Source organism: Nibribacter koreensis (assembly GCF_039541795.1).
GTDB classification, from domain to species: Bacteria; Bacteroidota; Bacteroidia; order Cytophagales; family Hymenobacteraceae; genus Nibribacter; species Nibribacter koreensis.
Genome location: NZ_BAABGX010000001.1, coordinates 1473961 through 1496347 on the forward strand (window position 1 = coordinate 1473961; position 22387 = coordinate 1496347).

Consider the following 22387-nt stretch of genomic DNA (forward strand, 5'->3'; position numbering starts at 1 on the left):
AAATACCTACTCTTTTTGACTAGCAGAGGATACAAGCACGTCCTTATTTTAAAGTAAGAACTCCAAGACTGTTTTTGCGGGCCTTCCGAGGATGTACGGAATATCATTCTGAACCATCGACATATACGACATTCTTCCATCCAGCATTTGCTTGACGAATTCGATGTTTGCGCTGGCGTACCAACTATCCGCACCCTCGGCTTTCCAGGCCTCAATAAGTTGCTTGAATTCTTCTACGCCTTTCTCCTCGCACTTGATTTCAAGCCCGGTTACTTCACTCATGAGCTGTGCGATCTCTTTGCCATTATGGCTCTCCACACTCAGCCAGTAATCCTTGCTGGCGTGCCGCTGTGGTCCTTCCTCTAGGACTTTTGCCGCCACGGCCGCAATGTCACTTGAAGCAATGTACCCTACCCTGCGGTCTTTCCAATAGGTGGTATAGGTAAGATTTTTTGGTAGGTAAGCACTTGTAAGGGCCTCCATAAACATATTCAGGTGGAGGTGCGTCCAGGCTATCCCGCTTGCCTCAATGTATTTCTCAATCATCTGGTGCCACGCAAAATGGGCATCCGTTGTATCCCATTCGGCGAATACGCCCACATGCACGATATGACTGACGCCTGCTTTCTTCGCAGCATCCACCAGTGTCTTGCTCTGCGTGAGCATGCCAACCGTGTAGCCGGTTAGTAGAAAGACTCGGTCAACGCCGGCAAGTGCAAGCGCAAAGGTTCGCGGATCATCAAGGTCAAGGTACCTGCAGTCTTTCCCTTCGCTGCGCAGCTGATCCACCACGTCCTGTCTGCGTGAAGTGATGCTGACGTTGACGGCCTTGCCTTCCAGGTCTTTCACCACTTGGTTGCCGATCGTGCCGCTGGCTCCCAAAACAAGAATTGTCGGATATTGATTATTTTCCATTAGAGTATATTCAGATTTTTCTATTAGCAATCCGATGGAGTGCTTTTGCGCTCTCCACTTGTGCTTGTCTAGTGCTCCTCTATGCTTCCAACCGCCAATTGAAGACCTTAATAATTTAATCCTAAAGCTTAGGTGTTCCCATTTGACCACCTAAAAACCCATAGTTTTTAATACTCTCCCTTATTACTTATTCTACTGTCCTCCTTAGTGTTGCTTCCATTGATCTCTGCCATAATCTCTGCAAATAGTCGGGCAGATTTTAGTCGGTCATGTATATCGTACATGGTAGAAACAGCAATGAGCTCGTTTACTTGGGTCTGGCCGAGGAATGCCTGTATCTGCTTCTTTACGGTCTCCTTTCTTCCCACAAAGGAATACTTCAGCATTTGGTTTACGGCGGGGTGTTGAAGCAAGTCTTTCAATTCGTTTGTCATCTCAGTAGGTGGGTGCAGCGGTTCCTTGGCCCCGGTCAGCACCCCCACAAACATCCTGATCAGGCTGGTGAACAGCCTTTCCGCCTCCTCATCCGTGTCGGCGATGTAGACATTCACCCCCGCCATGGTGTAAGGCTGTTCCAAGAACTCAGATGGCCGGAACTCCTGGCGATAAATCTTCAAAGCGTTGAGTAAGTGCGTGGAGGCAAAGTGGCTGGCAAACGCGTAGGGCAACCCCTTCTGGGCCGCCAGGTGGGCGCTGTCCGGGCTGGACCCAAGGATATACACCGGCACCTCCGTGCCTTCGGCCACGGCTGCCCTTACAGGGGCATTCTTGTTCTCTGGCGAGAAGTACCGCTGGATTTTAGAGACTTCTTCAGGAAACGAATGGGCCGCCTTCATGAAATCCGACCGGATGGCCTTCGCTGTCGCCTGGTCGGTGCCGGGCGCCCTGCCAAGGCCCAGGTCAATGCGACCCGGGTATAAATGGGCCAGGGTGCCGAACTGCTCTGCAACGATCAAGGGAGAGTGGTTGGGGAGCATGATTCCTCCTGAGCCCACCTTGATGGTTGAAGTATTCTCTGCCACGTACCCGATGAGCAGGGAGGTGGCACTGCTGGCGATGCTGTCTGAGTTGTGGTGCTCGGCAAACCAAATGCGTCTGTAGTCATTCGCCTCCGCCTCTTTCGCCAGCGCCAGGGAATCGTTCAGGGTCTGTTTTATGGAATTCCCCTCCGAAACAATGGCAAGCTCCAGAATGGAATAGGCTACCTTTTGGTTATCCATAGGATTCGATAATGTTAGGGTATTGTGGCTTTTTGCCTTGCTCCGATTCGCGGCAACTCATTGATTATTGGTTGTCGTCAGTTTCACCTCTATGTTATTGCGGGTGGCATTAGAATAAGGGCATACCTGGTGCGCCCGTTCGGTCAGGCGCTGTGCTTCCTCTATCGGCACCCCAGAGATATTCACCGCCAGGTTCACTGCCAACCCGAATGCGCCGTTTTCAATGGAACCGATCGACACTTCTGCCATCACGGACGTTTCTCCTGTCTTCACCTTTTCCAGGCGGATGACGTGGTTCAAGGCGCTGTCGAAACAGGCGGCGTAGCCCGCTGCGAAGAGTTGTTCCGGATTGGTGTGATCGTCATTAACGCCGCCCATGGCTTTGGGCGCCCTAACCTGGATATCCAAAACGCCGTTGTCTGATTTTACATGGCCGTTTCTGCCGCCTGTTGCCGTTGCTATGGCCGTATACATTGCTTTCATAACTATATTACTTCGTATTTAAGAAAAACCTACTTCGTTCTCACCTGATATAAACGGTTGCCGGCTAAAACTTCTTCATATGAAGGCCATGACTCCTTTTTCCTCAGATTGTCCATGATGAAATCCCGGATGGCAGGGGCTTTCCCTTTTTCAGCGTTGGCCAGGGCCTGTTCCAATTCCGGTGCATTCAATTCAGTACAATAGGCCGGCGTGCCGGGCTGCTGTCTCCAGGACTCGGCCAGGCTTCCGCCGTCCACGGTGTCAAAGCCAGTCTGATCAACCAGTTGAGCCACTAGTTTTTTATGCTCCTCGTTATCGCCCGCAATGGAAATTGCTATTCTCCCTTCCGCACCGGCTGCTTTGCCTTTGTATTTTAGGGTGTGTTCCAGGATATTATTAAACACTTTAACAAGCGGGCGTTTCAGTATTCCCGAGATATACTCGCTTTCGGACATGTGCTCCAGTTCGGCAATCTCACCATCCCTGAAAGGATAATAGTTGGAAGTATCCATTACCACTACCTCCTGCGGTACTTCCTTCAACAAATCCTTCGGCAGGTCTTTGTATGCATTGAAGGGCATCGAGAAGATAAGGGCATCCACGTCTTTTACCACATCCTGTATGGTGGCAGCGGTTGCGCCCAACTGGGCAGCTATTTTTTCTAATTCAGGCATTGCCCTGGTGTTGGTCACCTTTACCTGATGACCTGCCGCAGAAAATTTTTCTACTAAAATGCTCCCTATGGCACCTGTGCCTATGATTCCTATTTTCATCACAATCTCTTTATAAATAATATTCTTACATATATAACACCCGGTTCAAGCGAACCAGATAATCTACCGTCAGGTCTTCGTAAGAATCCGCGAATCGTTCCTGAAGTATGGCACCTGCTAAATCCCGGCGTTTAGAAATGCGTTCCTTTTCAGCTGCGGCAACTGCTTCGGCCATTTCATCCAGCCTCAAATCTGTGCAATAAACAGGTGCGCCGGGCTGTAACCGCCACGAGTCTGCGATAGAGCCTGCGTCAAATGCGTCCACGCCGCTCTCATTTACGAGTGACATCGTAACCTCGCGGTCCCTGTCGCGGTCTGCTGCAATGGGAATTGCGATACGGTCCGGGCTTCCGGCTGGCTTGTCTCTATCCGCCAACGATCCAGCACCAATAGCGTTCCATGCTTTTGCAATAGGGCGACCCAGTTTTTCGGCGACCCATACACTTTCTACCTGACCAGCATCAATGGCTTCTATATTTCCATCCCGGTGCGGGTAGTAGTTTGATGTGTCGATCACGACGGTTTCCTCTGGAACATCAGCGAGAAGGCCAGCCATTTTTGGGTTGTGCTGAAATGGTATGGAGAGAATGATGACTTCTACATCCTTCACGGCATCCTTTGCAAATACTGCTTTAGCGCCTGTAGACAAGGTTTCAGAATCAATTGATTCCGGTTCTTTTGAATTGGCAACCTTTACGCTATGACCTGCCGCGCTCAATCTTATTGCCAGCGTTTTACCGATGTGGCCGACGCCAATAATTCCTATTTTCATGGTGTGGTAATTCTAGTTGATAAAAATTTAATTCTGTTGATGCATATGGTATTCTCAAACTCTTGAATAAGACGGGCAAGCAAAAAGGGGTTCGTTTGCGTTTACCCAGCACTGACCTTTCTGAAAGCCGGCTTCGGAATCTCCAAGTTTCCCCTGAGGGTATCTGCCTCGTATTCTGTCCTGAATATCCCACGCTCTTGGAGAATGGGAACAACCAGCTCCATAAAGTCACGCTGCCCGTGTGGGTGGTCCTGCCTTATCATGAACATATCCATCGCCCCGGACTCGTACCAAAGCTGGACCTGATCGGCAACCGTCTTTGCAGAGCCGAAAAACAGAGGGGTCGGTAAGCTGTTTCTTGGACGGAGGCTCAACAACTCCATGTACTTCTCTAAGGCCTCCTTATCTGTTCTTCCCACAATTGGGTTCTGAGAGATGGCTATGATAAAGTCCTCGGATTTCCGGCCTTTTTCCGCCAGTTTTTTCCGTATCCTGCCTGCCACGGCCACTGTGGCTTCCAGCGTTTCGCCATGCGTAAAGGCACCGTCCGTGTAGCTGGTGGCATGCTCGATGAATTTCTCGGAGGTACCCGCCGTGTACAGCACGGGTCTGCCCTGCACCGAACGGCTAAGGTTCAGTGGCCCGTCAACGGAGAAATATTCTCCCCGGTAATTTAACGTATGCATCTTGCGGTGGTCTAAATAAATCCCCCGGGCTTTGTCGCGGATAAAGGCATACTCTTCATAAGTGTCCCATAGACCAATCAGGATCTCCATGAACTCCTTGTTCATGGGATACTGGTCCTCCTTACCCAGATGCCCACGGCTGAAATTCACCATTCCGCCCGGATTGGAGGTGATGGCATTGAGGGAGGCCCGCCCCTTACTGATCTTATCCAGCGACAGGATCTGCCGGGCGGCGCTGTAAGGATCACCGTAAGAAGAGGCAATGGTGGCAGACAACCCTATATTCTTGGTTTTCATGCTAAGGGCTGACATGATGCTGACGCCCTCAAACATGCTGAGGTAATGGGGTATATTGCCGGGGCCCACGTGGCTGACATCCACCAGGAAAAGCGTGTCAAACTTGGCAGCCTCCGTAAGCTGAGCCTGCTGCACGTAAAAATCGATGCTCTCACTTGCATCTGCCGGCATTTCAGGATGCTGCCAGGCCATGTGGTTCCACCCCAAGCCGTCCAAGACGGCCCCCATCTTCAGTTTCTTTCTCTTACTCATAACGTCCGGGCTTATAAGGTTCAGTGGGTTTGCCTAGTATTAAATAATCAAGTGGCAAGGGCCTATTCAGTGATACCCGATCATTCTTGGGATTGATATTTAGCTAAGCCATGAAACCTTGCCCATTCTACATCCCCTACAAAGCAATGAGCTACAGATGAATAGACGGTTGCAAAAGTACGGACATTAACTTACCTTTGTATAGTACTTTCCTAAAGGAAAGTGGAATCATTTATTTCATGATATATGGCCAATAAAATGGGATACCTGTCCTGCTTGGACACGGTGAAGCCGGTGCGGGACGCGATAGACGTGATCAACGGAAAATGGAAGCTGGCCATCATCATCTCCCTGGGTGCCGGCAATGAGCGGTTCACCGACATCCAGGAGAGCATCCCCGGGATCTCTCCGAAAGTCTTAGCTAAGGAACTCAAAGACTTGGAGCAGCATCAGTTGATAAAGCGGGTGGTAATAGAGGATTACCCGGTGAAGATCCTGTATAAGCCCGAACCCTACGCCGATACCCTGACTCCCATCATCCAGGCCTTAAAGGTTTGGGGTCTTACCCACCGGGAGAGGATTTTCAGCAAGCCATAAACCAGGCTTTCTCAAATGTCAGTAGCTCCTGCAAACTAAATGACGTACTAATACCCTTTAGGCATTTAAAACTGACAGTTGAAATATGAGCAAAGTAGCGTTGGTGGTGGGGATAACCGGAATAACGGGTAGCAACCTTGCCCAGGAATTGTTAAAGCAAGGGTGGGTTACCTATGGGTTGGCTAGAAACCCATACATTAGAATGGAGGGTTTATTGCCAATAGCTGCAGACCTGTTAAACCCCGAGCCTCTGGCAACCGCATTCGCCAATATTGCACCTACGCATGTGTTTTTCACCAGCTGGACCCGCATGGAAACGGAGGCTGATAACATTAGGGTGAATGCCTCCATGGTTAGGAACCTGCTGAAGGCACTGGCTCCTCAAAAATCTGTGCAGCACATGGCGTTGGTAACAGGGCTTAAGCATTACCTAGGACCTTTTGAGGCGTACGCCCAACAGGGCTTTTTACCAGAAACACCCTTGCGCGAGGAACAACCCCGGTTAGATATTGAGAACTTTTATTACGCCCAAGAAGATGAGGTATTTGCCGCTGCGGCACGTGATGGTTTCACCTGGAGCATCCATCGGCCTCACACAGTAATAGGAAAAGCGGTAGGCAACCAGATGAACCTGGGTACTACCCTCGCGGTATATGCCACCATTTGCAAGGAGACTGGGCGCCCTTTCCAGTTCCCAGGTTCTGAGGCGCAATGGACCGGCCTTTCTGACGTGACAGATGCACGGGTATTGGCAAAGCACTTGGTTTGGGCATCCACCACCGAAAGTGCCCGAAATGAGGCTTTCAATATAGTAAACGGAGATTACTTCCGATGGAAATGGTTGTGGCCGCGCCTTGCTAATTGGTTTGGTGTAGAGGCAAAGGGGTTTGACGGTGTCATTCATCCTCTGGAACCTGAATTAGCCAATGATGCCCCAGTCTGGCGTGAGATAGCAAAGCGGCATAATTTACTAGAACCTAATTTGGACAAGCTTGCCTCCGCTTGGCACACAGACTTGGATTTGGGGCGCCCTATTGAAGTGATGACCAACATGTCCAAGAGCCGCAAATCAGGGTTTTTGGAGTTCCAGAATACCGAGGAATCCTTTTTTGACTTGTTCACCCGCTTGCGCACTGACCGGTTAATTCCTTAATTCCACCTTTCATTGACGCAAAGGAACCAGCATTCCATAAGAGGACGAGATGGATGGACCTGCAACCTTGAAACTTTATAGAAATCTGTAATTGGAAGTGAAAATGGCTTACTTATTATGATTGTTTTGTTCAGTTGAGGCTATTACAGAAATTCAATTTCTTCTTTAATCTCAATAGTAAGGTACTTGTATTCAAGACTGAAATTAAGGATAAGGATTATCCATCACTATCTAAAAGCTCAACTATCGCATAAAGACTAGGTGGCAGAAAAGGTGGCAAAACTTAGGGTAAATTATGTTTACAATTATTATAAAATATCAACAACACTTATAACCAGCTCAAAACCCTTGTTTACAAGAATTTATAAATGCTAAAAACCCAGTTAAGAACGGCTCTGGGTACCAAGCCCCTTTAGCAAAACGCTGAAGGGGCTTTTCTTTTTGCTAGTAAATCCGTTGGCTTAACCGTCCTTAGCACCTCCAACCAAGTAAGCCTTACTATCTGTTAAAGTGTTGCCTCACAAAAAGCTAACCTACCCGTAAGCCTATCCAGAAAACAAGCCTAAAACTAAAATTTAGCGCCAATCCTGTATCTTGGGCCAAAACTGATCACGTGCCGTCAAACCAATCTAACTCTATGAAGGACATCATTACGCAGCCCGTCACCCAGGAAACCATCCAACGAATTAATCAACTCACCCCAAGCAGCCAACCGCTATGGGGGAGTATGACCGTGGCCCAGATGCTGGCTCACTGCAACGTCACCTATGAGATGGCCTTTGAAGACAAGCACCCCAAACCCAACGCCCTTATGCGGTTTTTACTCAAGGTATTTGTGAAAAACGCGGTGGTCAATGAGACGCCTTACAAGCACAACACCAGAACCGCTCCTCAGTTTCTAATCAAAGAGACCAAGGACTTCGACCAAGAAAAAAACCGACTGATAGGCTACCTCCAAAGAACGCAGGCGCTGGGCCCCGCCTATTTTGAGGGCAAGGAATCCCTTAGCTTTGGCGCGCTTACTAGCCAGGAATGGAATAATATGTTCTACAAGCACCTGGACCACCACCTCCGGCAGTTTGGGGTGTAAGTAGCCAGGGCTGCTTACGTACAAATACATTTTCTTAAATGCCTGAACGCCGTTTTTGGCCTGTTTTCTGGAAAACAGGCCAAAAACGGCGTTCCTTTTATTACCTGGCTGGCTATCAGTGGCCAGTAACTATTATGAACGTAGAGCGTTAAAAGTTCAGGCTATTCTTTTACCAGCCAAATAAATAAACACGCTCACCCTCAACTATTTACTTTCTGCCAGGTAAAAGCGAGGGCAACTATAATACACCAATAAAACCTTAGTGATATGATAAAAAATATGGGAAGCACCGACCGCATGATCCGGTCTATTCTGGCCGTTGGCGCCTTGGGTTTAATTGCCAGCAAGAAAGTAACCGGCGGCACAGCCGTTGCCTTGGGGGCGCTGGCCACCATGTTTGCCCTTACCAGTTCTTCTGGACACTGCCCCGCGTATGACGTGGCGGGAATAGACACCTTGGAGGCCCGTGATATTGTAAATCTGGATTTTTAGCCTTCAGGCCGTTTGCAAGGCTAAGATTTCATCTGCCCAAGGAAGGCACTAGAAGCCTGTGGTTACGGGTGCCCTACCTTGGCAGATGATTTTCCAATAATTCCTTCTTCTTCTCTCAGCCTCACCTATCTAACGGTAGAAGAAATATATAGTAAAGAGAAACAGGAAGACCGGGCACGGGAAAGCTCCCGTGAGGAGCAAAACCAAGACATTGACCAGACGGCTATGGAGAACATAGCTCAATACAGCTATGGCCCAACCGCCACCCTCCAGCAAAGGTTCAAAGAAGTAGACCAGGAAAGCAGCATGGAGCGGGAGCTGGAAGTAGATGCCTCTATCTCAGCCTGGCAGGCCTAATCTTGAGTACCACTATTAACAAGCGCTGGTTTGTCTTGCCCGGCATGGTAAGCACGTTTCTCCTTTAGCACGGGCTACAAGGCTGGTGCCCTCCCTTTCCTTTGCTTAGAGCGCTTGGCTACCGAGTCAGGGGCGAGCTTGACGAAGAACGCTATTCATTAAAAGCACTCCAGGGAGATTTCAAGAATGTATCCAACTCCACCTCGCCGGCCACCTTACTCAAAACCATAAGGTCCTAATATTCTTTGGGCGGATGAGGATTTACCCGTCCAAGCCATTGAATGCTGATATAGGCCGTACTTCTTTTATAACTGTACTTCTCATTAAATAACTAAAGCACTCCGTTTTTGCTCTCTTTCCCAGAAAGCAGGCCAAAAACGTCCTCAGTATGCGCGCATGTAGAATCCGGTAATAGGCTTCTCCTTCCTTAGGCCTGCCCTTGGTTCTTATCCTGCTTATGTAACAAAAGTCACTGAACGCCCTATATCCATACTATACCTTTGTACCATTCACTAACCAAAAGCAGTACCGCTATGAAAATAAAGCAGTTTGAAGACAAAGGATTAGCGCACTACTCTTACGCCATTTTAAGCGAATGCCAGAAGGAAATCATGTTGGTAGACCCGGCCCGCAATCCCCAGCCATACTATGACTACGCCCAGGAGCACGACGCCAAGATTGTGGGCGTGATAGAGACCCACCCGCACGCCGATTTTGTGAGCTCGCACTTGGAGATTCATGAGAAAACAGGCGCCACCCTCTACGCGCACAGCCTAGTGGGTGCCGACTATCCGCATACAGCCTTTGACGAAGGCGCGGTGCTGGAGATGGGCAAGATAAGGCTCAAGTCCCTGCACACGCCCGGCCACTCGCCAGACAGCATCAGCATTGTGCTGGAGCATGAGGGCAAGGACAAGGCCGTATTCACCGGTGACACCCTGTTCATTGGTGACGTGGGCCGCCCAGACCTGCGCGAAAACGCCGGCAACCTCACCGCCAAGCGCGAGGAGCTGGCCAGGCAGATGTACCACAGCACCCGCGAGAAACTGATGAAGCTGGCAGATGACGTAGTGGTCTACCCGGCCCACGGCGCCGGCACGCTCTGCGGCAAGGCCCTAAGCGAAGCCAACAGCAGTACCATTGGGGACGAGAAGTTCAGCAACCCGGCCCTCAAAGAAATGACCGAGGAGCAGTTTGTTGCGTATCTCACCTCAGACCAGCCGTTCATTCCCAGGTACTTCGGGTATGACGTGGGCCTGAACAAGCAGGGCGCGCCCAACTACCAGCAAAGCGTGCAGGCCGTCAAGCGCCTGGAGAAGAACTTCACGCCAGAAGATGGCGCCTTGATCATTGACGCGCGCCCGCAGGAAGACTTCAAGAAAGGCCATTTGGCGGGTGCCTACAACATTCAGAACGGGGGTAAGTTTGAGACTTGGCTGGGCAGCATCGTGGACCCCAAGGAGACCTTCTACCTGGTTGCCCAGGACGACAAGACCTTGGACGAGCTGATTGACAAAGCCTCCCGGATTGGGTATGAGAACAAGCTCAAAGGTGCCTTTGTGCTGCAGGAGGAAGCCTCGGTTTCATCGCCTAAGATAGACGTGGAGCAGTTCAAGGAGAACCCAGCGCAGTACACCATCGTGGACATCAGGAACGCCTCTGAGGTGAAGGACAAGAAATACTTTGCTCACGCCTTGAACATCCCGCTGCCAGAACTACGCGACCGCGCCCAGGAAATCCCTACGGATAAGCCGGTGGTGATCCATTGCGCCGGCGGCTACCGCTCGGCGGCCGGCAGCAGCATTGTAGAGGCAGAACTACCCAAGGCCAAGGTGCTGGACTTGAGCGAGGCCATCAGCGAGTTCAATCCGTTGTAATGAGTAGTTTCCATCAACGTACGTGAGGCCGGTGCCTGGTTTTTAACCGGGCACCGGCTTTTGTTTCTATGACTGGGTAACCCTTTTGCCGGGAGAATTGCTGCAACAATTTGTAGCTTGCCCGGCAAGAACCTTACTTTGTTACGCCAGGTTAAGTCGTTTTTGGCCTGTTTTCCAGAAAATACGCCAAATCGCCCCTTCCGCCAATGCTTTCTCACCAACAGTTCCTATGCTAGACCCAGAGAAAATCAGCCTAATTCAAGAGAAGTTTCCGCAGTTTGAGCCCGCCCTGCTCCAGGATATTGCCCAGGCGGGTGTCATCAAGCATCTGGAGCCCGAGGACGAAGCCCTGCGCACCGGCCAGTTCCTGAAGTCCAACGTGCTAGTGCTGGGCGGCCTGGTGAAGGTCTACCGCGAGGACGAGGAAGGCGACGAGTTTCTGATGTACTACCTGCAAGACGGCAATGCCTGCGCCCTGTCCATGATGTGCACCGCCCGAGACGAGAAAAGCCAGGTGATGGCCAAAGCGGTAACCCCTTCTGAGGTGCTTTTTATTCCGGCGCACGTCTCTGAACTGTGGCTGGCCAAATACCCCAGTTGGCACACGTTCATCATTGCCTCTTACCGGGCCCGCTTTGATGAGCTCCTCCAAACCCTGGACAGCATCGTGTTCAAAGGCCTGGACGAGCGGCTGGTATTTTATCTTAAGCGCCACCAGAAAGTGATGGGCCAGGAGGTGCGGTTGTCGCATCAGCAGATAGCCGAGGAGCTCAACAGCTCCCGCGAGGTCATTTCTCGGCTCCTCAAGAAACTGGAGCAGACGGGGGCCGTGGTCCTGCACCGAAACTTCATAGAGATAAAAAACCTGGACCTTTTTTAGGTGTGTGACAACTGTCACTGAACGCCCTTATCGCCTCCCCTACCTTTGTGGTATACTTCATCAACCACTACAAGAAATGGAAATACTAGGATACATAGCGGCCTTGCTCATTGGTCTGTCATTGGGATTGATTGGCGGCGGCGGCTCCATCTTGACCGTACCGGCCCTGGTGTATTTGCTGGGCCTCAATCCCGTCATCTCCACGGCCTATTCGCTCTTCATCGTGGGCCTCACCAGCCTGGTGGGCAGCTATCGCTTTTACAGACAGGGTCTGGTGAGCCTTAAGACCGCCCTGGTCTTCGGGTTGCCGTCCATCGTGGCCGTGTACGCCACCCGCCGCTACATCGTGCCCGCCATTCCAGAGAGCATCTTCACCGTGGGCGGGTTTGAGGTCACCAAAGGCATTCTGTTCATGCTCCTGTTTGCCGGCCTCATGGTGTTCGCCTCCATTAGTATGATCAGGCAGAACCGCAAGGTGAACGGCGAGGTGCTAATAGACGAAAACGTGGACCATGATATCCTGGAAGAGAACGGCACAACAGAGTCCCATCCAGAACCCAAATTCAACTACGCCGGCATCTTAGCCGAAGGGGCTATCGTGGGCACCCTGACCGGGCTGGTGGGCGCCGGCGGGGGCTTCCTGATCATCCCGGCGCTAGTATTATTCTCCAAGCTGGACATGAAGACGGCGGTGGGTACGTCATTGCTCATCATCGCGGCCAAGTCCCTCTTCGGGTTTCTGGGCGACGTGGCCAACTATGAGATTGACTGGTCCTTCCTGGGCGTCTTCTCCTCCCTTTCCATCGTGGGCATCTTCATAGGCTCCTACTTCTCCGCCAAGATCCACGCCGACAAGCTCAAGACCGCCTTCGGTTGGTTTGTGCTGGTGATGGGCGTGTACATCATCGCCAAAGAGCTTTTCTTTTAATCTTCCTGCCAAGGCTGGCCTTGTGTAACCTAAGTCACTGACCGGCCCATTCTTACCCTGTACCTTTGTAGCGTAAAATTCAACCACCCAAAACTAAACGCCATGTTAGTAGAACAAATATATACCGGTTGTCTGGCGCAAGGCGCTTATTATATTGAGAGCAACCAAGAAGCCGTCATCATTGACCCGCTCCGCGAAATCCAGCCGTACCTGGCCAAAGCCGAAAGCCGTAGTGCCAAAATCAAATACGTGCTGGAGACGCACTTCCACGCTGACTTCGTGTCTGGCCATGTGGACCTGGCCAAGGCCACCGGCGCACAGATCGTGTTCGGGCCTAATGCGGTGACCACCTATGACGCGTACATCGCTATAGACGGCGAAGAGCTGAAAGTAGGCGACGTGACCATTAAAGTCCTGCACACGCCGGGCCATACCATGGAATCCACCACGTTTCTTTTAAAAGACGAATACGGCAAAGACTACGCCCTGTTCAGCGGTGACACGTTGTTCATTGGAGACGTGGGACGCCCTGACCTGGCCGCCAAGTCTGATTTAACCCAAGACCAACTGGCCGGCCATCTGTTTGACTCTTTGCGCAACAAGATTATGCCCTTAGCCGATGACGTGCTGGTATACCCGGCGCACGGGGCGGGTTCTGCCTGCGGTAAGAACATGAGCAAGGAGACCTTTGACACCCTGGGCCACCAGAAAGAAACCAACTACGCCCTGCGCCAAGACATGACCCGCGAGGAGTTCATCAAAGAAGTGACCGACGGCCTTACCCCTCCGCCCAGCTACTTCCCGCTCAACGCGCAGATGAACAAGCAGGGCTATGACAACATCGCGGATGTCTTGGAGAAAGGCCTGCAAGCCCTGAGCCCAGAGGCGTTTGAGGCCGCCGCCAATGAAACTGGTGCTTTGGTGCTGGACACCAGGAAACCGGAGGACTTCGCCAAGGGCTTCATCCCTAACGCCATCAACATAGGCATTGACGGAAACTTTGCGCCATGGGTGGGCACCCTGATCCCAGACATTAAACAGCAGATTTTGCTGGTAACCGAAGAAGGCCGTGAGGAGGAAGTAGTGACCAGATTAGCCCGCGTGGGTTATGACTATAGCATCGGCTATTTGCAGGGCGGTTTCAAGGCCTGGCAAGCCGCTGGCAAAGAGACGGATGCCATCCCGTCCATCTCGCCAAGTGAGTTTGAACAGCGGTACCAGCAGAACCCTACTTTAAAAGTGGTGGACGTGCGCAAGCCCAGCGAGTACCAGTCTGAGCACGTAGAAACCGCTAGCAACGCGCCTCTGGACTACCTAAATGACTACCTGGCGGAAATCCCGAAGGACCAGCAAGTTTATTTGCACTGCGCCGGCGGTTACCGCTCCATGATTGCGGCCTCCATCTTGAAAGCCCGCGGCTATGACAACCTGGTGAACGTGCAAGAAGGCTTCAAAGGCATCTCGGGGACCAGTATTCCCAGAACCGCCTTCGTGTGTCCTTCTACCTTGAAGTAAGAAAAGGCCAGTACCCAAGTGCAGGACTTGTACTTGGGTACTGGCTTAACTCTTTTTTATACTGGTTTTAGTTGACCTAGCTGTTTGCTGTCCGCTGTTCGGGATTTATCAATCCCGAACCCTCTGTCGGGGATCTCCAGATTCCCGTTGCGGACCAATTGAAAAAAATGCAGGCACAGGGATTGAGAAATCCCCTACAGACAACTTCCGGATTGGTAAATCCGGAAGAGTGGAGTAAGTAGAAAGAACGAAAAAGTAAATGCCTAGTCGCTGGCATAAATTTTCTACAATTTTTACCAGCGTGACATAAGTCACTGAACCGCTCCTATCAAAGCTAGACCTTTGTAGAGTAATGGAGAATCAGCTGAAAAGCGGCTGATGGCAACAGACATGAAAACCGTTTTTGGGCTATTTCCTGGAAAACAGGCCAAAAATAGATAAAACAAAAAGGGCCGGCCTTACCGCTGGCCCACCCCAACCTTCAAAAGACAAACAGCCATGTTTAATTTATTTAAATCAGCCCCCAAGAACTATCAAGATTTAGACGGGCAATCATTTAAAAAGGCCTACACCAAAGCCGGCAAAGCCGAACTGCTGGACGTACGCACTCCCGGCGAGTTTGCCTCTGGTACCATTCCGGGCGCTAAAAACCTGGACGTGATGTCATCTGAGTTTAAAACGGCCCTTGACCGTTTAGACAAGGACAAGGAGTACTTTGTCTTCTGCCGGAGTGGTACTAGAAGCGGCTCTGCCTGCCAGTTGATGGCCGAGAAAGGCCTGAAAGCCTACAACCTGCAGGGCGGCGTAGGTGCTTGGCCCCGGTAATCCAATATTTAACTTATAGAAGCGAAACGGCTTCATGTAAAGATTTAAAATTATGTTAGAAACACTCAGTCAGCCTTGGCCCTGGTACGTGTCTGGGGCAGTGATTGCCCTCATCATGGTCATCATTCTCTTCTTCGGGAAGTCCTTTGGGTTTTCCTCTAACCTTAGGGTGATTTGCGCGGCCTGCGGGGCCGGCAAGCGCGTGCCCTTCTTTGACTTCAACTGGAAAGACCAGCGTTGGAACCTGCTGTTTCTGGTAGGCGCCATTTTGGGCGGATGGATTTCTTCTACCTTTTTATCCAACGGTGAGGCGGTACAAATCTCACAGTCCACCATACAGGACATTCAGGCGTTGGGCTTCTCTGCCCCGCAAGGCATGCAACCCGAGGAGTTGTTCGGGATGGAGTCGCTGTTCAGCTTTAAGACCATTGCGCTCTTGCTGGGCGGCGGTTTGTTGATCGGGTTTGGGTCACGGCACGCAGGCGGTTGCACGTCCGGGCACGCCATCAGTGGCTTGTCTAACCTACAGTGGCCATCATTGGTAGCGGTCATAGGCTTCTTCATCGGGGGACTTATCATGACGTTCCTGCTGTTCCCGCTTATTTTCTAACCTGACATCTCATTTTAAAGACATAAAGACGTAGCCCTATGAAAGGACTTAAATTTACATTGACGGGGATCCTCTTCGGGATTGTGATGAGCAAGTCTGAGGCCATCTCCTGGTACCGCATCCAAGAGATGTTCCGGTTCCAATCATTCCATATGTACGGCATCATTGGGACGGCCGTGGTATTGGGCGTCATTGCCGTGTACCTGATCAAGAAATACAACCTGCGCGATTACCAGGGCAACCCCATCACCTTTACGCCCAAGGAAAAGTCCGTTCCCAGATACCTGTTTGGGGGTATTATCTTCGGGTTGGGCTGGGCGCTGGTGGGCGCCTGTCCGGGACCGCTGTTCGTGAACCTGGGCTACGCATACTGGCCTATTCTGATTGCCATTTTTGGCGGTGTGGCAGGCACCTATCTGTACGGCGTCCTCAAAGACCGACTCCCGCACTAATCTTCTAACCGTTTTTGGCCTGTTTTCTGGAAAACAGGCCAAAAACGGCTTTCTTTCATTATACCAATCTGACACTCCTACCACTATGAATACTCTACCAGTAACCAAGCTTGGCTTAAAAGAAAACGCTTTACAATTCTGGCTGTTGGTGCTGGTCAACGGGTTTGTTGGGGCCATGGTGGGCTTGGAGCGGTCGGTAATCCCGGAGTTTGCCGAGAGCGTCTTTAACTTAAGCGGGCATACGGCCCTGCTGTCGTTTATTGTGGCCTTCGGGCTGGCCAAGTCGTTTGCCAACCTCATGATGGGACGTTTGGCTAAGCAGTATAGCCGCAAGCAATTGTTGACCTTAGGTTGGCTGTTTGCCTTGCCCGTGCCGTGGCTCTTGCTCTTTGCTGAGAGTTGGAGCTGGGTCATCTTTGCCAACGTGCTCTTAGGTTTGAACCAAGGCCTGGCTTGGTCTTCTACCGTAGTCATGAAAATTGACCTGGTGGGTGAGAAGAACCGCGGGCTGGCCATGGGCATCAATGAGTTTGCCGGCTATCTGGCGGTGGGTCTGGTGGCGTTTCTGGCGGGCTACATTGCCTCAGAATCTGGTAACGTAACCTACGCCTTTATTCCGGGCATCGGGTTTTCTATCATAGGCCTGTTGTTGACCATCTTTTTGGTAAAGGATACGCAATCCCACGCCAGCACCGAGGCGGCCCAGACCACCATTCCGCTCTTGTCTAACATCTGGCAAGATACCACCTGGCGGCATGGCAACCTGGGTTCGGTGACCTTGAATGGCTTTGTCAACAACCTCAATGATGGCATTCTCTGGGGACTTTTACCGGTGCTGCTGGCCACCAAAGGCTATTCTCTGGCGCAGACTGGGCTTTTGGCGGGCATTTACCCCGTGGTATGGGGCCTGGGCCAATTGGTGACGGGCAAGCTAGGCGATGTGTATTGCAAAAAGCAGTTGCTCACGCTGGGCATGGTCTTGCAGGGAATGGCCATTGGGCTGTTGTTGTTTGCGGGAGCCATTCCGGTGCTGGTGACGGCTCTGGTGATACTGGGGGCCGGAACGGCGCTGGTGTACCCTAACTTTCTGAGCGTGGTGGCAGAAAATACGCACCCTGCACAAAGGCCACAAAGTTTGGGCATCTTCCGGTTCTGGCGCGACTTCGGGTATGTGGCCGGGGCCGTGGCAGCGGGCGTGTTCAGTGATCTGTTTGGTTTGGAAGCGGTGTTACTGGGTACGGCCTTGCTGACCGTTGGGGCCGGCGTTTTGTCTGAGGTGCGCATGTGCTGTACCAAAAAAATGCTGTGGCCAAGTCAAGTTTGCCTTACCGCCCAATAAAAAAAAGAAAATCGAGTTTAACAGAGGGCTCTATCATGTTGGACTGAAGCCGTTTTTGGCCTGTTTTCCAGAAAATACCCTAAAAACGAATAAAATGACCAGAGATAAATTTTCATTCAAGAATATTCCGGGTTGGGTTTACACCCTGGCCATTTTTGGCGTGTTGTATGCCACCGGCCTGCACACCGAGGTCTTGGGCGGAGTACAGCGCCTGATGCTAGCCACGGGCCTCAAGAACGCCGATATTCCCACCGCCATAGAACCGGCTACGCCGGCCACTTTGACGGCCACCACAGAGCCTATGGCAGGAGCTGGTTTTCAGATGACGGACTTGGAAGGCAAGGTAGTCGCGTTTGAGTCACTCAAAGGCAAAGTCGTTTTCCTGAACATTTGGGCTACCTGGTGCCCGCCCTGCATTGCTGAGATGCCCAACATTCAGCGCCTGTATGAGAAAGTGGGCTCTGACAAGATAGCGTTTGTGATGCTGTCCGTAGACCAGAAAGGCATGGACAAGGTCAAGAAGTTCATCAGCAAGAAGGGTTTCACGTTCCCGGTGTACATGCCCGCCAGCCAAATGCCTGAAGAGTTCAGCAGTCCGGCCATCCCCACCACGTATATCATTTCGCCAGAAGGTAAGATTGTGGCCCAGCAGAACGGCATGGCCGAGTATGACACGCCCGAGGTAATTGAGTTCCTGCAGAAGCTGGCAAAGTAACCTGTCCTCCAATTTAATAGACTGACTTTGTTAAGAGGCAAGGAGGGGAAAGGCGTGCCCGCATTGCAGCGCATGGCTTTCCCCTCTCATAATAACTTGAATATGTAGGTTGTTTTACGGGAACAAACCAAGGGCTAAAGGGTTAACTTAATAACTGTTTAAGGAGTAAAACCTTTAATGGTAAAGTTTTATCTTTCTCAAAGCCATTCAACCTATGAAAAAACTAACGCCGTCCCAGAGTCTAATCAATAGACTAAGGACTTCTAAAAGCCTATTCTTTTCCTGTCTGCTGGCCCTTACTGCTACAGGCGCTTGCAGCCAGAAATCCATCACCACAGACCCGGTTACCGGAGAATGTACGTCCTTAGAGACGCGCCAACCCAATTCACCTGACCAGAAACCTACCTTTGCCGGACAGACGCGGGCCTGCGGCATGACGTCTACCACTGCCTATCAGGTAGAGGTACTAGCCAAGGGACTAGACAAGCCTTGGGCGGTAGAGCCCATGCCAGACGGCAATTTACTGGTAACAGAAAAGCCTGGCAGAATGCGCGTGATTTCAGCAACGGGAGCCATGGGTGCGCCTTTGACCGGCTTGCCAGAAGTAGTGGCAGGTGGGCAGGCTGGCTTATTGGATGTGGCGCTTAGTCCTACGTTTGCCACAGACAGAACCATTTACTGGAGCTTTTCAGAACCGCGCGCCAACGGTAACGGCACCGCGGTAGCCCGGGGCGTTTTGTCACAGGACAATAAAAGCCTGAGCCAGGTTAAAGTGATTCTCAGCACCCAGCCCAGCTATACCAACACCATGCACTTCGGGTCAAGGTTAGCCTTTGGGCAGGACGGCATGTTGTATGTGACCATGGGCGAGCGTTCTGATCTTAAAACCCGTCCGCAGGCGCAGGAAATGAACAGCCACTTGGGCAAGATTCTGCGCATTACCAAAGACGGTGCGCCTGCCCCGGGAAATCCGTTCATTGGCCAAGCCGGTGCCTTGCCAGAAATATGGAGCGTAGGCCACAGAAACGTGCAGTCCTCAGCGTTTGACACGCAAGGCAGATTGTGGGTGGTTGAAATGGGACCACAGGGCGGTGATGAGCTGAACCTGATTGAGAAAGGCAAAAATTACGGCTGGCCGTTGGTGACTTTCGGGGAGGAATATTCTGGCCAGCCTGTGCCCAATGCCGTGACCGTTAAAGAAGGATATGAGTCGCCGGTGTATTATTGGGACCCTGTGATTGCCCCGTCTGGCGCGCAGTTTTACACAGGAAGCGCCTTCCCAGAATGGCAGGGCAACCTGTTTGTGGGCAACATGAAAGACAAGCGCCTGGTACGCCTCAAAATTGAAAACGGCAAAGTAACCGGCGAGGAGCACCTTCTCAAAGAACAGAACCAGCGCGTGCGTGACGTGAAACAAGGACCAGACGGTGCTTTGTACATTGTCACCGACCAAAGCAACGGCGAACTTTGGAAAGTCTCTCCAAAGCGGTAAACCGTTTTTGGCCTATTTTACAGATAACTGGCCAAAAACGGCTTTTCAGGAACACTATTGAGCCCTTCAACCTAAATAAACCTACAAGCGCCTCTACCTAGAGGCGCTTGTAGGTTCTACCCATCACATTCACTTATTCTGCTTTGTCTTTCCGGATTTGAAAAACGCGGGAGATGTTAAACCCGAAGTAGATGTCACCCTGGCTCCAGCTGCCCGCGTTTCTGGGAATGAACAAGGGCTCAATCATGCCTTGTGCGTTAGTGGCCATTAATTGAAAGACGTGTCCGCCGGTGTCAATGTCTACGCCCAAAGACAAGGTATTTTTGAATTGGTCTGCGGTTTCGCCGGGCAATAGGTAAAAGTACTCGGCGTTAAAGGTGGTGCGCTTGCTAAGCTTAACCCTGCCGCCTGCGCCAAGGGCGTACACATTGTTTTCATCACTTGCCAGAGGCACCAGATTCCTGTGGATTAGAGTAGGCGCTACTTGTAGTGAAATATGCTCAGAAATTTTTCTGGCCAATAAAGCCTGGTATGTGTAGGTCAATCGGTATTTGAACTGCTCTTCTACGGTTGGCTCAATCCATTTCAAGGTTTTAATGGCGGCGCTGGTAAACAAGGTGAGGGTAAGCGGCATGCCCGTTTCCTTCTGTCTAAGCAGTTTGTATTTCAGGAATCCGTCATAGGTTTTCTCCAGAGAGCTTCGGCCAATGCCCGCGGTGAACCGGTCCGTGAAGCCATACTCCAGCCCCAACCGTATGGTTGCCTGGTCCAAGCCCCACAACTCATAAGCCCCGCTGTTCAAGGTGCCAAACCTGTGCGAAATCAAAAACAGCAACTCTCCCGCCCTATTAGTTTCTATGGTATGCCCATTTAGCAGACGCACCGCTTTAAACGTGGCGCTCGTGTAGTCCGCTTGAGTACTGTCCTGGGTTTCGGCTAGCTTTAATAAATCCTCCTGGGCCAGGCAATTGTAGGTGAACGCCCCCCACAATAAACTAAGAAGTATGATGCGTTTGGCCATGGTCATAGGGGTTTTTCTTGGTAGGGTTTGTACAACATCTGCACGCTTATGTCAATGCGCTTGGCAATGTTCTCCCGCACCAGGGCGGGTATCTCAATGTTGAATTCCTGCGGCGTGACCGAGAAATTGGCCCTTCCCTGAAGTTGATCTCCGTTTACCTGTAAAGTGGCAGTGGTCCTGAGCAGCCTTTCCACTCCATGGATGGTCAAAACGCCTTCCAGTTGCAGATTGTACAGCCTGTCTTGCGTAAAATCTACTTCTGATAGGTTGAGTATCTTGCCTCTAAAAGAGGCTTTTGGGTACTTGTGAGACTCCACGTAATTCTCATTGAAATGCTCCTGCATGAGTGCTTTCTTGAATTGAAACGCCTTCATGGGCACCGAAAAAGCCAGCTCGCCGGTTTTGGCATCCAGAAAGGAAACCACTTGCCGGTTGTGCGCTTCAATGTCCTCTAATGGCGCCTTGGAGTAAAAGGAGATGTAGCCAGTCTTTGTGTAAAACTTGCCCTGTGCCTGTATGACATGGCCCAGACAAAGCAAGCAAACCATAGCAAACAAACCACTCACTAAACGCTTTACAATCAAGTTCATGGCCTTAGTTGTTGGGGGCACCGTCATCTACCCATTTCTTTATTTTGGCAATGTTGCAGTCAGACAGCTTGGCCCCGCCGCTAGGCATAGCCGAAAAACCAGCTGCGTGCGTAATCACGCCCATCAGCTTACCGGTGCTGGCCTGTGCCCTTACGCCAGCGTAGGTATCTAGCACCACACCATCTGTAGCCAGGGACGAGTTGTGACAACTGTTGCAGTTGGCGCTCATCAAGCTCACAATGGTATTGGCATAGGTGACGCCCGCCGTGACGCATTGCTGATCTTGCGGATCTGGCTTGGGCTGCGGGTCTGTGTCTTCTGCACTGTCACTAGAGCAAGAGAAAGCCAATCCAGCAGCTAGTACTGCCAGCAAAAGGAATAAAAGATGGGTAAGATTCTTCATAGTTGTTTAAAGGTTAAGACGAAGTAAGATGCTATCTGAGAGGGAGAGCGTTTGTCTGTCCTCCCCCTCAGGTAGATTAAAAAAGGTTTAGTAGCCAGTAGTGCCGCCGGTGGTAGTACTAGTGGTGGAGCCTGCGTTGCCAGTGGTGGTACCCGTAGAGCCGGCCATTTTAATCTGAGCGCGTATCTCGCCGCCCGGATAAGTGGTGGTGTGCACGTTTACGTACCATAGACCGGCCATCAAATCAGCTGCCTGCGCATCTGTGAGCACTACTTCTTTAGTAATAGGGCTAGAGAAAGTCGTTTCGCTGATGTTGACTACCGGCGGGCCAGAGACACCCACTGCTCCCTTGTGGAAGTGTGCCATGGTGGTGGCCGAGGTTAGCCCGGAGAAAGTAAGCGTGTAAGACAAGACCTTGGTGTCTTTGTTGTAAGAACCCATGATGGTGCCAGTACCCGACGAAGAATTAGCAGGCACTTCCTCAGTTCCGGAGAGAGTGGCCATTTGCATTTCTACTTTGTTCTCTTGGGGCTTGTCCATGTCATCGTCATCATCATCACTGCAACCATTCATGGAAAAGGCGGCCACCACCAGTAGGCTAAACAGCAGATGGAAAAGATATTTTGAGGTTTTCATAGTATTGGGTTTAATTG

At 51.2% G+C, this 22387-nt stretch carries 25 protein-coding genes; 15 read left to right on the plus strand and 10 right to left on the minus strand.

All coding sequences use genetic code 11. From position 1 onward, the window contains the following. Window positions 1-48: 48 nt before the first annotated feature. From ABD880_RS06355 to ABD880_RS06380, 6 genes are all read right to left on the minus strand, one after another. Window positions 49-915, minus strand: a complete 867-nt coding sequence (locus ABD880_RS06355) for an NmrA family NAD(P)-binding protein (protein WP_345163753.1) — start codon at window positions 913-915, stop codon at window positions 49-51. A gap of 167 nt (window positions 916-1082) precedes the next feature. After that, window positions 1083-2135: an LLM class flavin-dependent oxidoreductase gene (locus ABD880_RS06360; RefSeq protein ID WP_345163756.1), complete on the minus strand. Its 1053-nt coding sequence runs from the start codon at window positions 2133-2135 to the stop codon at window positions 1083-1085. Window positions 2136-2192: 57 nt separating this feature from the next. Beyond that, window positions 2193-2618 (minus strand): organic hydroperoxide resistance protein, encoded by a 426-nt coding sequence (locus tag ABD880_RS06365; RefSeq protein ID WP_345163758.1) that lies wholly within the window; start codon window positions 2616-2618, stop codon window positions 2193-2195. Window positions 2619-2647: 29 nt separating this feature from the next. Further along, window positions 2648-3391: an NADPH-dependent F420 reductase gene (locus ABD880_RS06370; protein WP_345163761.1), complete on the minus strand. Its 744-nt coding sequence runs from the start codon at window positions 3389-3391 to the stop codon at window positions 2648-2650. A gap of 25 nt (window positions 3392-3416) precedes the next feature. After that, entirely contained in the window at window positions 3417-4163 is a 747-nt protein-coding gene (locus ABD880_RS06375; RefSeq protein WP_345163764.1) for an NADPH-dependent F420 reductase, read from the minus strand. A 101-nt stretch (window positions 4164-4264) separates the two neighbouring features. After that, on the minus strand, window positions 4265-5398 hold the full coding sequence (locus ABD880_RS06380) for an LLM class flavin-dependent oxidoreductase (RefSeq protein WP_345163767.1): 1134 nt from the start codon (window positions 5396-5398) through the stop codon (window positions 4265-4267). 285 nt (window positions 5399-5683) lie between these two features. On the opposite strand from ABD880_RS06380, the gene ABD880_RS06385 reads away from it, so the two are divergent. The 15 genes from ABD880_RS06385 to ABD880_RS06455 all read left to right on the plus strand — a co-directional run bounded on the left by ABD880_RS06385 (window position 5684) and on the right by ABD880_RS06455 (window position 19720). Next, on the plus strand, window positions 5684-5995 hold the full coding sequence (locus ABD880_RS06385; RefSeq protein ID WP_345164126.1) for a winged helix-turn-helix transcriptional regulator: 312 nt from the start codon (window positions 5684-5686) through the stop codon (window positions 5993-5995). Between the two features lie 85 nt (window positions 5996-6080). After that, window positions 6081-7148: an SDR family oxidoreductase gene (locus ABD880_RS06390; RefSeq protein ID WP_345163770.1), complete on the plus strand. Its 1068-nt coding sequence runs from the start codon at window positions 6081-6083 to the stop codon at window positions 7146-7148. A gap of 637 nt (window positions 7149-7785) precedes the next feature. After that, the gene (locus ABD880_RS06395) at window positions 7786-8238 is read left to right on the plus strand and encodes a DUF1569 domain-containing protein (RefSeq protein ID WP_345163773.1); all 453 of its coding nucleotides are present in this window, start codon (window positions 7786-7788) and stop codon (window positions 8236-8238) included. 267 nt (window positions 8239-8505) lie between these two features. Continuing rightward, entirely contained in the window at window positions 8506-8730 is a 225-nt protein-coding gene (locus ABD880_RS06400; RefSeq protein WP_345163776.1) for a YgaP family membrane protein, read from the plus strand. Between the two features lie 78 nt (window positions 8731-8808). Further along, on the plus strand, window positions 8809-9087 hold the full coding sequence (locus ABD880_RS06405) for a hypothetical protein (protein ID WP_345163779.1): 279 nt from the start codon (window positions 8809-8811) through the stop codon (window positions 9085-9087). A gap of 533 nt (window positions 9088-9620) precedes the next feature. Further along, window positions 9621-10964 carry an MBL fold metallo-hydrolase gene (locus ABD880_RS06410; protein ID WP_345163781.1) on the plus strand — a complete coding sequence of 448 codons (1344 nt, stop codon included), beginning with the start codon at window positions 9621-9623 and terminating at the stop codon, window positions 10962-10964. Window positions 10965-11193: 229 nt separating this feature from the next. Beyond that, on the plus strand, window positions 11194-11844 hold the full coding sequence (locus tag ABD880_RS06415) for a Crp/Fnr family transcriptional regulator (protein WP_345163784.1): 651 nt from the start codon (window positions 11194-11196) through the stop codon (window positions 11842-11844). Window positions 11845-11920: 76 nt separating this feature from the next. Then, window positions 11921-12772 carry a sulfite exporter TauE/SafE family protein gene (locus ABD880_RS06420; protein WP_345163787.1) on the plus strand — a complete coding sequence of 284 codons (852 nt, stop codon included), beginning with the start codon at window positions 11921-11923 and terminating at the stop codon, window positions 12770-12772. Between the two features lie 102 nt (window positions 12773-12874). Further along, the gene (locus tag ABD880_RS06425) at window positions 12875-14287 is read left to right on the plus strand and encodes an MBL fold metallo-hydrolase (protein WP_345163790.1); all 1413 of its coding nucleotides are present in this window, start codon (window positions 12875-12877) and stop codon (window positions 14285-14287) included. 498 nt (window positions 14288-14785) lie between these two features. Further along, window positions 14786-15112 carry a rhodanese-like domain-containing protein gene (locus ABD880_RS06430; protein ID WP_345163793.1) on the plus strand — a complete coding sequence of 109 codons (327 nt, stop codon included), beginning with the start codon at window positions 14786-14788 and terminating at the stop codon, window positions 15110-15112. A 52-nt stretch (window positions 15113-15164) separates the two neighbouring features. Then, complete coding sequence (locus tag ABD880_RS06435; RefSeq protein ID WP_345163796.1) at window positions 15165-15722, plus strand: YeeE/YedE family protein; 558 nt, start codon at window positions 15165-15167, stop codon at window positions 15720-15722. Between the two features lie 38 nt (window positions 15723-15760). After that, on the plus strand, window positions 15761-16174 hold the full coding sequence (locus ABD880_RS06440) for a YeeE/YedE family protein (RefSeq protein ID WP_345163799.1): 414 nt from the start codon (window positions 15761-15763) through the stop codon (window positions 16172-16174). 85 nt (window positions 16175-16259) lie between these two features. Next, a complete protein-coding gene (locus ABD880_RS06445) occupies window positions 16260-17513 on the plus strand; it encodes an MFS transporter (RefSeq protein WP_345163802.1) in 1254 nt (417 codons plus the stop codon). 94 nt (window positions 17514-17607) lie between these two features. After that, window positions 17608-18228, plus strand: a complete 621-nt coding sequence (locus ABD880_RS06450; protein ID WP_345163805.1) for a TlpA family protein disulfide reductase — start codon at window positions 17608-17610, stop codon at window positions 18226-18228. A 214-nt stretch (window positions 18229-18442) separates the two neighbouring features. Beyond that, window positions 18443-19720: a PQQ-dependent sugar dehydrogenase gene (locus ABD880_RS06455; RefSeq protein ID WP_345163808.1), complete on the plus strand. Its 1278-nt coding sequence runs from the start codon at window positions 18443-18445 to the stop codon at window positions 19718-19720. 133 nt (window positions 19721-19853) lie between these two features. On the opposite strand, the gene ABD880_RS06460 is transcribed toward ABD880_RS06455, so the two are convergent. The 4 genes from ABD880_RS06460 to ABD880_RS06475 form a co-directional block, all read right to left on the minus strand. Beyond that, window positions 19854-20741: a DUF5777 family beta-barrel protein gene (locus tag ABD880_RS06460; protein WP_345163811.1), complete on the minus strand. Its 888-nt coding sequence runs from the start codon at window positions 20739-20741 to the stop codon at window positions 19854-19856. A 2-nt stretch (window positions 20742-20743) separates the two neighbouring features. Next, window positions 20744-21331: a YceI family protein gene (locus ABD880_RS06465; RefSeq protein ID WP_345163813.1), complete on the minus strand. Its 588-nt coding sequence runs from the start codon at window positions 21329-21331 to the stop codon at window positions 20744-20746. A gap of 4 nt (window positions 21332-21335) precedes the next feature. After that, window positions 21336-21734 (minus strand): cytochrome c, encoded by a 399-nt coding sequence (locus ABD880_RS06470; protein ID WP_345163815.1) that lies wholly within the window; start codon window positions 21732-21734, stop codon window positions 21336-21338. 87 nt (window positions 21735-21821) lie between these two features. Further along, window positions 21822-22370: a CHRD domain-containing protein gene (locus ABD880_RS06475; protein WP_345163818.1), complete on the minus strand. Its 549-nt coding sequence runs from the start codon at window positions 22368-22370 to the stop codon at window positions 21822-21824. Window positions 22371-22387: the final 17 nt, after the last annotated feature.